Genomic DNA, 11749 nt, shown 5'->3' on the forward strand with positions numbered 1-11749 from the left:
CGGGGCGGAGCCGTCACTTGAGAATTCTGCACACGTCGGACTGGCACCTGGGGCGGTCCTTCCACCGGGTGGGCCTGCTCGACGCCCAGGCCGCGTTCCTCGACCACCTGGTGACGACGGTGCGCGAGCGGGACGTCGAAGCCGTCCTGGTGGCGGGCGACGTGTACGACAGGGCGGTGCCGCCCCTGGCCGCCGTCGAGCTCTTCGACCGGGCCCTGCACCGGCTCGCCGCCGCCGGCGTGCCGACGGTCATGGTCTCCGGCAACCACGACTCGGCCCGCCGGCTCGGTGTCGGCGCGGGGCTCATCGACCGGGCCGGAATCCACCTGCGGACCGACCCCGCCGGTTGTGCGACACCCGTCGTACTTCGTGACGCGCACGGCGACGTCGCCCTCTACGGGCTGCCGTACCTGGAGCCCGCTCTCGTACGCGACGAGTTCAAGGTGTCCCGGGTGGGACACGAGGCGGTCGTAGGAGCGGCGATGGAGCGCGTACGGGACGACCTCGCCGGGCGGCCCGCCGGCACCCGGTCGGTCGTCCTCGCGCACGCCTTCGTCGCCGGCGGCGAGCCCAGCGACAGCGAGCGCGACATCACCGTCGGCGGCGTCGCGTCCGTCCCCGCCGGTGTCTTCGACGGCGTCGACTACGTGGCGCTCGGCCACCTCCACGGCGCCCAGGCGATCACCGCGCGGGTGCGGTACTCGGGCTCCCCGCTCGCGTACTCCTTCTCGGAGGCGGACCACCGCAAGACGATGTGGCTCGTCGACCTCGGACCGGGCGGCGAGATCGAGGCGGAGCGGATCGACTGCCCCGTGCCGAGGCGGGTGGCCCGCATCCGGGGACGCCTGGAGGAGCTGATCGAGGACCCCGCGCTGGAACGCCACACGGAGTCCTGGATCGAGGCGACGCTCACCGACCCGGTACGCCCCACCGAACCCATGGCGCGGCTCTGCGCCCGGTTCCCGCACACCATCAGCCTGGTCTTCGATCCCGAGCGGGCCCCCGAGGACCCCGGGGCGTCGTACGCCCAGCGCCTCCAGGGGCGCGACGACCAGCAGATCGCCGAGGACTTCGTCGCCCACGTGCGCGGCGGCAGCGGACCCGACGAACGGGAGCGCACGGTGCTGCACGCCGCGTTCGACGACGTCCGCGTGGACGACACGACGCGCGAGGTCGCCCGGTGAGGCTGCACGCCCTGGACATCACGGCCTTCGGACCGTTCGGCGCCACCCAGCAAGTCGACTTCGACGCGCTCAGCGCCGCTGGGATCTTCCTGCTGCACGGACCGACCGGCGCGGGCAAGACGTCCGTCCTGGACGCCGTCTGCTACGCCCTGTACGGGGCCGTGCCCGGCGCACGGCAGAGCCCCGGAGCCTCGCTGCGCAGCGACCACGCCCCGCACGACCTGCCGACCGAGGTACGCCTCGAACTCACCGTGGGCGGACGGCGGCTGGAGGTCACCCGGCGGCCCGCACAGCCGCGCCCCAAGAAAAGGGGCGACGGGTATACGACGGAGAAGGCGCAGAGCTGGCTGCGCGAGCACGTACCCGGCACCGGGTGGAAGGCGCTCAGCCGCTCCCACCAGGAGATCGGCGAGGAGATCACGCAGCTCGTCGGCATGAGCCGGGAGCAGTTCTGCCAGGTGGTGCTGCTGCCGCAGGGCGACTTCGCGCGCTTCCTGCGCGCCGACGCCGAAGCGCGCGGCAAGCTCCTCGGCCGGCTCTTCGACACCCGCCGCTTCGCCGCCGTCGAGGACCGGCTCGCCGAACTGCGGCGCTCGGCGGAGCAGGCGGTGCGGGCGGGCGACGAGCGGCTGCTCGCCGTCGCGCAGCGGATGGCGCAGGCGGCCGGCGACAGCGCCGACGCGCGCGCCTGGCCGCTGCCCGCCGCGCAGCCGGGCGAGCCCGGACTCGCCGAAGCCGTACGGGAGTGGGCCGCGATCGCGCGCGGCGGCGCGTACGAGCGCCGGGACATCGCGGAGTCGGCGGTGACGGCGGCCGGGAGCAGGCGGGTCGCGGCCCGCCGCACGCTGGACGCCGAGCGCGAACTGGCCGCCCTCCAGCAGCGGTACGCCGACGCGCGGCGGCGCGCCGACGTCCTGGAGGCGCGTCGCCCCGAGTACGAGCGGCTGCGCGAGCGGCACGACCGCGCCCGACGGGCCGAGCGCGTCGCCCCGGCCCTGTCGCTGCGCGACGACGCCGAGCGGGAGCACCGCGCGGCGAGCGGGACCCGGGAGCGCTCGCGCGCCGAACTGCCGCCGGACCTCGTCGACGCCGGAGCCGAGCGGCTCGCCGTGCTGGAGCGACAGCTGCGGCAGGAACTCGGCGGCCTCGAAGCCGCGCGCAGGGCGGAGCGGCGCGCCGACGAGATCGGCCGGGAGCGCACCGCGCTGGAGCGCCAGGCCCGCGCCGACGACGAACTGCTGCGGGACGCCGCCGACTGGCTGGGCGGCTGGGACACGACCCGCCGCCGCTGCCAGGAACGCATCGAGCAGGCGCAGGACGCCGTGGCCCGCGCGGAGCACCTGGCCGGCCGGCTCGAACCGGCCCGCCGCCGGCTCGACGCCGCGCGCCGGCGCGACGTACTCGCCGGGCAGGTGACGGCCGCCGAGGACCGGCTGCGGGCGGCTCGCGACAGGGCGGTCGCCGCGCACGAGACGTGGCTGGACCTGAAGGAACGCCGCCTGCTCGGCATCGCCGCGGAGCTGGCGGCGGGTCTGCGCGAGGGCGAGGAGTGCGCGGTCTGCGGCTCGACCGCGCACCCGAAGCCGGCGCGCGCGGCGGCGGACCAGGTGGACCGTACGGCCGAGGAAGCGGCGTACGAGGCCCATGGACGGGCCGAGGCGACGCGCGCCGACGCGGAGCGCGCGCTGGCGGCGGTACGCGAGGACCACGCGGCGGCACGAGCCGAGGCGGGCACCGTCGACGGCCCGGCGTCACCGGACGCGCCCGCCGCACGGCCGGTCGCCGGCTTCGTGGGCGATCCGTCCGAGGCGCGGGCGCACGGCGGACGCGAGGTGCGGGGCGCCGCCGCCGACGGTGTCATGACCGCCGTGGGCTCGACGCCGGCCGCCGTGGACGGCTGCGGTGGCACCACGGCGGACGCGGTGCCACCGCAGCGGGCCGCCCCCGGATCGCAGGACCCCGGCGGAGCGACGGATGCTCCCCTCGTGTCCGACGGCGGGGCCGGCGACGACGCTCACGTCTCCCGGGCGGCGGGCACGGGTGTCCCGGCCCAGTACGCGGGGCCCGCTGCCGCGACCACGCCGTCCGGCGGCTTCGGCCACGCCGCCGGGGGAGCCCGGGACGTCACCGTCGCCGAGCTGGCCTCCCTGGTCGAGGAGTTGACCCGGCAGCACACCGAGGCGCGCGCCACGGCCGCCGGCCTGCACGCGGCGCGTGAGGCGCTGGACCGTGCCGAGCGGGAGTACGCGCGCCGCGTCGACGCCCAGCAGCAGGCGGAGCGGCGGACCGCCGCCAGGACCTCGCAGCGCGAAGCCCTCGACCGCGAACTGGCCTCGCTGGAGGCGGAGCTGTCGGTGGCCCGGGGCGCCGCGCCCAGTGTCGCCGAGCACGCCGCGCTGCTGGAGCGCCGGGTCCGGGTGCTCGGCGAGGCCGCCGAGGCGGTGCGCGCGGTCGAGACCACCGCCCAGCGTCTCAAGGAGGCCGACGACCGGCTCGCCGACGCCGCGTTCGACGCCGGGTTCGACACCCCGCAGGCGGCCGCCCGGGCCCTGCTCGGGGACGCCGAACAGCGCGACCTCCAGCGCGGGATCGACGAGTGGCAGCGTGAAGAGGCGGCCGTTACCGACCGGTTGGCCGAGCCGCAGACCGCCGCGGCCGCCACCCGGCCCGAGGCCGCGCCGCGGCGGGCCGAGGAGGCGTTCGACGCCGCCGAGCGCGCCCTGCTCGACGCCACGTCCGCTCTCGACGCCGCCCGTGAGCGCCGCGCCGCGCTCGCCGCGCTGTCGCGGCAGGCCGCCGAGGAGACGCGGCGCCTCGGCCCGCTGCGCGAGGAGTACGAGCGCGTGGCACGCCTCGCCTCCCTCGCCGCCGGCACCTCCGCCGACAACGAACGCAAGATGCGTCTGGAGTCGTACGTACTGGCGGCCCGCCTGGAGCAGGTCGCGGCCGCCGCCACCGCCCGTCTCCAGCGCATGTCGTCAGGCCGCTACACCCTCGTCCACTCCGACGCCAGGTCCGGCGGGCGCGGCCGTTCGGGACTCGGCCTGCACGTCGTCGACGCCTGGACGGGCGTGGAGCGCGACACGGCGACCCTCTCCGGCGGCGAGACGTTCTTCGCCTCGCTCGCCCTCGCGCTCGGCCTCGCCGACGTGGTCACCGACGAGGCCGGCGGCGTACGGCTCGACACGCTCTTCATCGACGAGGGCTTCGGCAGCCTCGACGACCAGACCCTGGACGAGGTCCTCGACGTACTCGACTCCCTGCGCGAACGCGACCGCAGCGTCGGCATCGTCAGCCACGTGGCCGACCTGCGGCGCCGCGTCACCACCCAGCTGGAGGTCGTCAAGGACCGGCACGGCTCCGTGGTGCGCCACCGCACCGCCGGGATCAGCGGCTGAGCGCGCGCCGGGGCAGCGGCGAGGAGTAGACGACGCTGGTGGTGACCGAGCCGAGCGTGCCGAAGCGGCCCGAGACCTCTTCCAGGTGCTTCATCGAGCGGGCCGCGACCTTCATGACGAAGCAGTCGTCGCCCGTGACGTGATGCGCTTCGAGCACCTCGGTCGTCACCTGGAGCAGGTCGTGGAACGGCTTGTAGTTGCCGTGCGGATAGCGCAGCCGTACGAAGGCGAGAATGGGCATCCCCAGTGGCTCCTGCTCGACGACGGCCGTGTAGCCCGAGATCACCCCCGCCTCCTCCAGCCGCCGCACCCGCTCGGTCACGGCGCTCGCGGACATGGACACGGTGCGGGCCAGCTCGGCGAAGGTCGCCCGGCCCTCGCGTTGCAGGGCTTCCAGGATGCGCCAGTCGGTGGCGTCCGGTGAATATCCGGTCATGCCCCGAGACAACAGGGGATCCACCGGCAGATCAAGAGAAGAGCCGGGGAATCCCACTTCAGCTCGATGATCACCCGCCGTAGATTCTTACTCATGACCGTGACACGCACTGCCACCGCCCAGACGCCCGCCACCAGCGCGAACGCCGTTCTCCGCGTCCCGCCGGCCGCTCCTGCCGCTGCCGCCGCCCACTTCGGCGCGAGCCTCGCCTTCCACGCCGACGTGTCCGACGTCGCCTCGGTCCTCGCGTCCGGCGAGGACCCGGGCTTCGTCGTGGTGGACTCCCGCTCCACCGAATCCTGGGACCAGGGCCACGTCCCGGGCGCCCTGCACCTCCCGACGGCGTTGATCCCCGCCCAGGCCGAGCGGCTCCTGGACAAGGCCGTGCCGGTCGTCACGTACTGCTGGGGTCCCGGCTGCAACGGCGCCACCCGCGCCGCCCTCGCGCTCGCCGAACTCGGCTACCAGGTCAAGGAGATGCTCGGCGGCATCGAGTACTGGATCCGCGAGGGCTTCGAGGTCGAGACCTGGGAGGGCCGTGAGCGGCGCGACGCCGACCCGCTGACCGCGCCCCTCGGCACCGACGACTGCGGCTGCTGAGCCCGGGTTCACCGTACGACGTGTGGCACGGGCCGCAGGAACCGCGCGTCCCGCGGCCCCACCGTGCCCGCCGGGCGCGCCACTCGCGCGGCGTCTCGCACCCCAGGCCGCGCCGGCGGGCGGCGGCCGAGCGCGCGCGTACGCAGGGGGCAGAGGGTGCCTCATCCGCAGGAGGCACGCCCATCGGTTCTCTCGCGGCCGTCGCTGCGCCCGCGGCTGCCGGCCCGGGTCAGCGCGTCGAACAGCGCGGACGGGTCCGCGCCCGTCGGCAAACCGCTGACCTGGCCGTCGCCGACCTCCACCACCCGCCACACCCCGTCCTCGCGCAACGCCAGGTCGGTCGTGACCCAGCGGCAGCCGAGTGCCCGCACGGCGGGGCGTACGGAGCTGAGATCGGGCGCCGGAAGTTCGGCGGGGGAGTCGGGGTGCGCCGTCGTGAGAACCGGCTCGCCGTCGACCCACCACACGCGCGCCTCGCCGCCCGGCACGAACGGCTCGTACTCCCGCACCACGAGGCCGCCCGCGAGCGAGTCCTCCTGGAGCGCGAAGAAGCGGCGCACGACGGCGGACAGCCGCCGCGTGTCGGCGAGCGCGGGGACGAAGCACGCCTCGTCCCACTCGTGCTTGCGCGACTTCACGAAGTCCTTGACGACGGCGGCGCCCGGACCGAGCGGGGCGGTGAGCGCGGCGAGTTCCGGAGCGGACGGCGGCTCCCCCGGCGGCGCGGCCCGCCAGACACTGCGCGGCGTGAGGTCCGCGAACACGTCGTACCAGCCGGGGAGTTCGTGCGCGCGGCCGAAGTCGCGGGCCGGGGTCAGCAGGTCGCAGCCCCGCGCGCGCAGGGCGCGCGCCAGATCCGCGTACCGTGCCACCGGGACCATCCAGCCCCGGTACCAGTACGGGCCGGACGCGCGCGGCACGCGCGCGAGCGCCGCCCCGGCGTCCCCGGCGAGCAGGGCGTCGTGGTCGACGAGCGCGATCCCGCCGCCCGTGGCCCGCGCGCACACCACCTCCGCGGCGAAGACCGGGTCGGGGCGTCGCGCGCCGAGCGGGTCGGAGCAGAAGAGATAGCCGGTACCCATCACACGAAGACTTCCTGTCGCAACCGCCCCGAAGGGCGGCCGGGCCCGTCGCACGGCCCGGGCCCGGCCGCCGTACTCACCGCGCGCGTGCGCCGGTCAGAGCTTCGACAGCTCTTCCACCAGGTCGTCCAGGCCCAGCGAGCCCTGCGACAGCGCCGCCATGTGCCACGCCTTCGCGTCGAACGCGTCGCCGTGCGCCTTGCGGGCGTTCTCGCGGCCCAGGAGCCACGCGCGTTCGCCCAGCTTGTAGCCGATCGCCTGGCCCGGCATGGACAGATAACGGGTCAGCTCGCTCTCCACGAAGTCGGCGGGACGGCCACTGTGCGCCCCGAAGAACTCCTGGGCGAGCTCCGGAGTCCAGCGCTCACCCGGGTGGAACGGGGAGTCCGCCGGAATCTCCAGCCGCAGGTGCATGCCGATGTCGACGATGATCCGCGTGGAGCGCATCATCTGGGCGTCCAGGTAGCCGATCCGGCGCTCGGGGTCGCCGAGGAAGCCCAGCTCGTCCATCAGCCGCTCCGCGTACAGGGCCCAGCCTTCCGCGTTCGCGCTGACCATGCCGACCGACGCCTGGTAGCGGGACAGCTGGTCGGCGACGTGCACCCACTGCGCGAGCTGCAGGTGGTGCCCCGGAACGCCCTCGTGGTACCAGGTGGAGGTCAGGTCGTACACCGGGAAGCGGGTCTCGCCCATCGTGGGCAGCCAGGTGATGCCCGGCCGTGAGAAGTCCTCCGAGGGAGTGGTGTAGTACGGCGCCGCCGCGCCGCCGGGGGGCGCGATGCGGGACTCCACCTTCCGTACCCGCTCGGCGAGTTCGAAGTGCGTGCCGTCGAGCGCCCCGATGGCCTCGTCCATCAGGCTCTGCAGCCAGGCGCGGGTCTCCTCGACCCCTTCGATGTGCGTGCCGTTCTCGTCGAGCCAGGACAGCGCCTCCCACGGGGTGGCCGCGCCCGGCAGGATCTTCTCGGCCTCGGTGCGCATTTCGCCGAGCAGGCGGTGGTACTCGGACCAGCCGTACGCGTACGCCTCGTCCAGGTCGAGGTAGGTGCCGTTGAAGTAGCGCGACCAGCGGGCGTACCGCTCGCGGCCCACCGTGTCGGGCGCGCCCTTGACGGCCGGGGCGTACACGTCCCGCATCCAGTCACGGAGCGCGGCGATGGCGCCGGTTGCCGCGCGGGCCGCCTCGTCCAGCTCGGCACGCAGCGGCTCGGGCCCGGCGGCCGCGAAGTCCTCGAACCAGCCGCGCCCGTCGCCCGCCCACTCGGTCAGCTGGCCGGTGAACGTCTCGGTGGCGCGCGGGCCGCCCGGCAGTCCGCGCTCGAGACCGAGTGCGAGCGACGCGCGGTACCCCTCCAGGGCGGCCGGCACCGCGCGCAGCCGCCGCGCCACGGCCGCCCAGTCCTCGTCGGTCCCGGTGGGCATCACGGTGAAGACGCCGCGCACACTGTGCGCGGGGGAGTGGATGTTGCTGACGGTCCGCAGGTGCTCGTCGGCCTCGTGCACGGCGAGTTCGGCGGTCAGCCGCTCCCGCAGCAGCCGGCCGCAGCGGCGCTCGGCGTCGCTGTCCGCACCGGGGCGCCCCTCGGCCTCGTCGAGCAGGGCGAGCGTGGTGCGGGCCAGCTCGGCGAACGCCTTCTGCCCCTCGGGAGAGAAGTCCGGCAGACTGCCGGCGCTCTCTTTCACTCCCAGGTACGTACCGGTGATCGGGTCGAGGGCGATGAGGGCGTCGACGTACGCGTCGGCGACCTGGCGGGGGAGGGCGAGCCGGCTGCTCGGGATGACTGACATGCGGACATCCTCGTACGGCGAAGGGTCCCTCGTCACTACGGTCGGGCGTCGGTGGCTGACATCGGCGGTGCGGGATCAGTGCCCCGCGGGAGGCGGCAGCAGCGGCCCGCAGTCCCAGGCCTGGAAGATCAGCCGGGTCTCGACGCGGGCGACCTCGCGCTGCGAGGTGAACTCGTCCAGGACCAGCCGCTGCAGGTCCGCCGGGTCGGTCACCGCGACGTGCACGAGGTAGTCGTCGGGGCCGGTCAGGTGGAAGAGCGCGCGCGTTTCGGGCAGGGCCCGGATGCGGTCCACGAAGGGGCCGATGAGCTCGCGCCGGTGCGGGCGCACCTGGACCAGCAGCAGGGCTTCGAGTCCGCGGCCGAGCTTCGCCGGGTCCAGACGCAGCTGATGGCCGAGAATCACCCCCGAGCGACGCAGCCGCGCCACCCGGTCCAGGCAGGTGGAGGCCGCGACTCCGACTTCGGCGGCCAGGTCGCGGTAGGTGGTCCGCGCGTCGTTCTGCAGGAGGCGCAATATATGCAGATCGACCGGGTCGAGTACGACGGATTCGGCCATGGCCCGAACGTAACACGGAGTACTGACACTACTTCCCGGTAGTTGTTCAGAGTCATGTCATGAACACCGACGCCTCGACCACACCCCGGGCCCTGGCCACCGAAGCCGTGCACGCCGGCCGCGAAGACCTCGCCGCGCTGGGCGTGCACTCCGTCCCGCTCGACCTGTCGACGACCTATCCGTCCTACGACAGCCGGGCGGAGGCAGCGAGAATCGACGCGTTCGCCGCCACCGGCGCGCGGCCGGAGGGCCCGCCCGTATACGCCCGCCTCGACAACCCGACCACCGCCCGCTTCGAGGACGGACTGGCACGCCTGGAGGGCGCCGAGAGCGCCGTCGCGTTCGCCAGCGGCATGGCCGCGCTGAGCGCGGTGCTCCTGGCCCGGGCGAGCGCGGGGCTGCGCCACGTCGTCGCCGTACGGCCGCTGTACGGGTGCAGCGACCACCTCCTGAACGCCGGACTGCTCGGCACCGAGGTGACCTTCGTCGAGCCGGACGGCATCGCGGACGCGATACGCCCCGACACCGGCCTGGTGATGGTCGAGACCCCCGCCAACCCGACGCTCGCCGAGGTCGACATCCGGGCGGTCGCGCGGTCCTGCGGGCAGGTGCCGCTGCTCGTCGACAACACGTTCGCGACGCCCGTGCTCCAGCGGCCCCTGGAGCAGGGCGCCGCGATCGTCCTGCACAGCGCGACGAAGTACCTCGGCGGGCACGGCGACGTGCTCGGCGGAGTGGTGGCGTGCGACGAGGAGTTCGCGCGCACGCTGCGCCAGGTGCGGTTCGCGACCGGCGGCGTACTGCACCCGCTGGCCGGATACCTGCTGCTGCGCGGGCTCTCCACGCTGCCCGTGCGGATGCGGGCCCAGTCGGCGACCGCCGCCGAGCTGGCCCGGCGGCTGGCCGCCGATCCCCGGATCGCGCGGGTGCACTACCCGAAGCTCGGCGGCGCGATGGTGGCCTTCGAGGTGTACGGCGATCCGCACGCGGTGATCGCGGGCGTACGGCTGATCACGCCTGCCGTCAGCCTCGGCAGCGTCGACTCGCTCATCCAGCATCCGGCCTCCATCAGCCACCGGATCGTGGCCGAGGGAGACCGGCGGTCCTCCGGGGTCGGCGACCGGCTGCTGCGGATGTCGGCCGGGCTGGAGGACGTGGAGGACCTGTGGCGGGACCTGTGCGAGGCGCTCAGTGCCGCCGGGGCCGCCCGGCCCGTGTCACTGCCCGCGCCTCTTCCGCTTCCTGCGCACGTGCGGGACGCGGCCGCGCGTCCGCAGCGGACAGCCGCGCGGTGACCACCAGCGTGCCCTCTTCGATCTGGTAGTCGAGGGGCAGGCCGAGCCCGCGCATGGCCGCCACCATGCCGGTGTTGGACGACTGGGTGACGGCGTACACGCTCTCGCACCCCGCCTCGACGGCGAGCGCCACCAGGCGTTCCAGCAGCTCCGATCCGATGCCGCGGCGCTGCCACGCGTCCTCCACGAGCAGCGCCACCTCGGTCTCGTCGCCGTCCCACAGGAGGTGGCCGAGGGCGACGAGGCGTCCGGACGCCGTCTGCACGGCGAGGGTGCGGCCGTAACGCGGGCTGAGGAGGTGGGCGAGGTAGCGGCCGGCGTCGCCCACCGGGCCGTGGTAGCGCAGGCTCAGGGTGCGGTCGCCGCAGCGGTCGTGCATGGCGCGGGCGGCTTCGAGGTCGTCGAGTCCGGCCCTGCGGACGGTGATCTCGTTGCCCTCGGGGAGCGTCAGGACGTCCTGGCTGCGGGGGATGCGTGGGCCGAGCCGGGCGTCGAGCTCGACGAGGGCGCGGGCGCGGGCGAACTCCGTGGGGGTGAAAGGCAGGTAGTGGCGCTCGATGGTGATCGCCCCGCCGGACGGGTCGCGCAGCTTCATGACCGTGCCGTCCAGTACGCCTTCGACCGGGGCGCTCTCGCCGGTGGGCCGGCCGGTGAGGGTGGTCGCGGGCAGCGAGTGGATCGTGCAGCGGCCGAGCAACTGGCGCAGGGCCAGCGGCAGTTCGGCGGCGTCGAGCGCGGTGCGGGTGGCGAGCCCGAGCACCCGGGTGGGCGCGTCGACCAGGTCGTGGGCGTCGGCCCGCTCCAGCCAGGTGTCGCTGCCGCCCGCCGCGGCGGTCTCCCGGGCCAGCTCGGCGGCCTGGAAGCCGGCCGGGGCGCGCACCAGCAGCTCGTCGACGGTGCCGTCGGCGAGGGGGTGGGTCTGCAGGGTCAGGATGTCGACGCCGTGGCGGGCGAGAGCGGTGCACAGCACCGCGAGGCTGCCTGGCTCGTCCTTGACGGTGGTCCGCATCCGCCACAGGGCGGTCTCCTCGGCCGGCGCCGCCGCGTCACCGTGCGCCGCGCCCGCGCTCTCACGGGGGAAGGGCGGGGGCGGGGCATGACTGTGCCTGCGGGCCCACCAGGTGTGGAACCCGGCCGTGGCGGCCAGCGCCACGGCCGAGATGACGAGGAGGTACGGTCCGTCGGGCCCGTGCACGATCGTGTTCGCGACGGCGTCGGCGACGGCCACCGCCGTGAACAGCGCCGCGAGTTCGACGAGGTCCCGCCGCCAGTGGTGCGTGCGGCGGGTCCTCGTCGCCCGTGCCGCGGACGCCGTCTTGGTCACTTCAGTCATGTCGGTCATGGCACCACTGTGACCGAGCGGTGTTGCCTGATCACGAACGCTTTGTGACTGATGGGTTAAGTGTGC

9 protein-coding genes are annotated in these 11749 nt (G+C 74.7%); 4 read left to right on the top strand and 5 right to left on the bottom strand.

Annotation, left to right across the window (positions count from 1 at the left end; genetic code table 11):
- Window positions 1-17 precede the first annotated feature (17 nt).
- Both IE185_RS20090 and IE185_RS20095 read left to right on the top strand, forming a co-directional pair.
- Window positions 18-1184, top strand: a complete 1167-nt coding sequence (locus IE185_RS20090; protein ID WP_138894476.1) for an exonuclease SbcCD subunit D — start codon at window positions 18-20, stop codon at window positions 1182-1184.
- The gene (locus IE185_RS20095) at window positions 1181-4582 is read left to right on the top strand and encodes an AAA family ATPase (protein WP_138894475.1); all 3402 of its coding nucleotides are present in this window, start codon (window positions 1181-1183) and stop codon (window positions 4580-4582) included. Before IE185_RS20090 ends, IE185_RS20095 begins: the two co-directional genes overlap by 4 nt.
- On the opposite strand, the gene IE185_RS20100 is transcribed toward IE185_RS20095, so the two are convergent.
- A complete protein-coding gene (locus tag IE185_RS20100) occupies window positions 4572-5018 on the bottom strand; it encodes an Lrp/AsnC family transcriptional regulator (protein ID WP_138894474.1) in 447 nt (148 codons plus the stop codon). The genes IE185_RS20095 and IE185_RS20100 overlap by 11 nt on opposite strands.
- 93 nt (window positions 5019-5111) lie before the next feature.
- Here IE185_RS20100 and IE185_RS20105 point away from each other — a divergent pair, with 93 nt between their 5' ends.
- Complete coding sequence (locus IE185_RS20105) at window positions 5112-5618, top strand: rhodanese-like domain-containing protein (RefSeq protein ID WP_170198268.1); 507 nt, start codon at window positions 5112-5114, stop codon at window positions 5616-5618.
- A 161-nt stretch (window positions 5619-5779) separates the two neighbouring features.
- On the opposite strand, the gene IE185_RS20110 is transcribed toward IE185_RS20105, so the two are convergent.
- The 3 genes from IE185_RS20110 to IE185_RS20120 form a co-directional block, all read right to left on the bottom strand.
- Window positions 5780-6700 carry an ATP-grasp domain-containing protein gene (locus IE185_RS20110; RefSeq protein WP_138894472.1) on the bottom strand — a complete coding sequence of 307 codons (921 nt, stop codon included), beginning with the start codon at window positions 6698-6700 and terminating at the stop codon, window positions 5780-5782.
- A 96-nt stretch (window positions 6701-6796) separates the two neighbouring features.
- Window positions 6797-8488, bottom strand: coding sequence for a DUF885 domain-containing protein (locus tag IE185_RS20115; RefSeq protein WP_138894471.1), 1692 nt, complete (start codon window positions 8486-8488; stop codon window positions 6797-6799).
- 75 nt (window positions 8489-8563) lie between these two features.
- Window positions 8564-9046, bottom strand: a complete 483-nt coding sequence (locus IE185_RS20120; RefSeq protein WP_138894470.1) for an Lrp/AsnC family transcriptional regulator — start codon at window positions 9044-9046, stop codon at window positions 8564-8566.
- A 59-nt stretch (window positions 9047-9105) separates the two neighbouring features.
- Between IE185_RS20120 and IE185_RS20125 the strand changes: the two genes are divergently transcribed.
- Entirely contained in the window at window positions 9106-10341 is a 1236-nt protein-coding gene (locus IE185_RS20125; protein WP_138894469.1) for a trans-sulfuration enzyme family protein, read from the top strand.
- On the opposite strand, the gene IE185_RS20130 is transcribed toward IE185_RS20125, so the two are convergent.
- Complete coding sequence (locus IE185_RS20130) at window positions 10235-11674, bottom strand: GNAT family N-acetyltransferase (RefSeq protein ID WP_189715701.1); 1440 nt, start codon at window positions 11672-11674, stop codon at window positions 10235-10237. The genes IE185_RS20125 and IE185_RS20130 overlap by 107 nt on opposite strands.
- Between the last annotated feature and the right edge of the window lie 75 nt (window positions 11675-11749).

The organism is Streptomyces chryseus (assembly GCF_014650755.1).
In the GTDB taxonomy this organism is placed as follows: Bacteria; Actinomycetota; Actinomycetes; order Streptomycetales; family Streptomycetaceae; genus Streptomyces; species Streptomyces chryseus.

Bases quoted from the DNA above. Each gene is read 5' to 3' on its own strand.
- IE185_RS20100 (WP_138894474.1), bottom strand. From the start codon at position 5,018: ATGACCGGATATTCACCGGACGCCACCGACTGGCGCATCCTGGAAGCC.
- IE185_RS20105 (WP_170198268.1), top strand. From the start codon at position 5,112: ATGACCGTGACACGCACTGCCACCGCCCAGACGCCCGCCACCAGCGCG.
- IE185_RS20110 (WP_138894472.1), bottom strand. From the start codon at position 6,700: ATGGGTACCGGCTATCTCTTCTGCTCCGACCCGCTCGGCGCGCGACGC.
- IE185_RS20115 (WP_138894471.1), bottom strand. From the start codon at position 8,488: ATGTCAGTCATCCCGAGCAGCCGGCTCGCCCTCCCCCGCCAGGTCGCC.
- IE185_RS20120 (WP_138894470.1), bottom strand. From the start codon at position 9,046: ATGGCCGAATCCGTCGTACTCGACCCGGTCGATCTGCATATATTGCGC.
- IE185_RS20125 (WP_138894469.1), top strand. From the start codon at position 9,106: ATGAACACCGACGCCTCGACCACACCCCGGGCCCTGGCCACCGAAGCC.
- IE185_RS20130 (WP_189715701.1), bottom strand. From the start codon at position 11,674: ATGACTGAAGTGACCAAGACGGCGTCCGCGGCACGGGCGACGAGGACC.